We start from the raw sequence: 1,138 nt of genomic DNA on the forward strand, positions 1-1,138 counted from the left end.
TTCGTCGGCAGCGTCGGATGTGTATAAGAGACGGGGCTGGGGTGGGCGGTGCCGGCGTGGTGGCCGTACAACAGTCCGCACGATGTCCTGCTGAGCCACGCGAACCGCGAGCGGTACCGGAGCGACGCCTGGTTCTGGCCGATCGTCATCGGGGTCCTGGCGGTGCTGGTGGTCCTGGCGGTGTGGTGGCTGCTGGCCCAACTGCGCCGGGCGCGGCTGGCGGAGGTGCTGGTCGACAGCGGCGACGGGCAGGGCGCGCTGTTGCGCGGGCGCGCGATGGAGAGCGTCCTGGCGGACGAGGCGGAGTCGCTGGACGGCGTGGCACGCGCCAACGTCCGCCTGACGGGGCGGCGTTCGTCGCCGTCGGCGCGGATCCGGCTGCTGCTGGAGCCGCATGCGTCGCCGTCGGAGTCGCTGAACCGTCTGGCGACGGAGACGCTGACGCATGCGAAGGAGTCGTCGGGGCTGTCGTCGTTCCCGGCGGAGGTCCGCCTACGCGCGGCCCGCCACACCCCGGAACGAGTCACCTGACCCGCCCGCCGCACGTGCTTCCCTCCGCTCTGGAGCCCCGCCAGGCTCCGACCGCTGCGCGGGGCATTCCCCTACCCGCCCCTTCCCGAACCGGGGCGTTGCCCCGGACCCCGCTGGGCCCCGGCCGCTGTGCGGTGCTTTCCCGGAACCCGGGGCTGTGCCTCGGACTTCTGCTGAGCCCGCGGCCGCTGTGGGCGCTTTCCCGGAACCCGGGGCTGCCCCCCCGGGACGCTGCTGGGCCCGCGGCTGCTGTGTGGTGGTTCCCCAACCCAAGGTGCTGCCCTGGACCCGACCGCTGTTGGGGCGCTTTGCCCGGACCCGGGGTGTTGCCCCGGACCCCGCTCGGCCCGTGGCCGCTGTGGGGTGCTTTCCCCGAACCCGGGGTTGCGCCCCGAACCCCGCTGGACCCCGGCCGCTGTGCGGTGCTTTCCCCGACCCCCGGGTCGTGTCCCGGGGCGCCGGTGTGTCGGTCCGGCGGACCGGGCTCGTACTCGCTCGCTGAGCTACCCGGGCGGCCTCACCTGCGCACCGGTAGGGCCCGCCCGAGTGGGTACCGGGGCGAAGCCCCGTACCCCGGGGGCCGGGGCACAGCCCCGAGCCCACGAGA

1 pseudogene is annotated in these 1,138 nt (G+C 74.8%); it reads left to right on the top strand.

Features of this window, described 5'->3' with window-relative positions:
• Positions 1-33 precede the first annotated feature (33 nt).
• Positions 34-531 (top strand): annotated as a pseudogene (gene amaP, locus WH07_RS35960) (alkaline shock response membrane anchor protein AmaP); the annotation flags it as partial.
• Positions 532-1,138: the final 607 nt, after the last annotated feature.

This window comes from Streptomyces odonnellii, from assembly GCF_000981895.1.
Taxonomy (GTDB): Bacteria; Actinomycetota; Actinomycetes; order Streptomycetales; family Streptomycetaceae; genus Streptomyces; species Streptomyces odonnellii.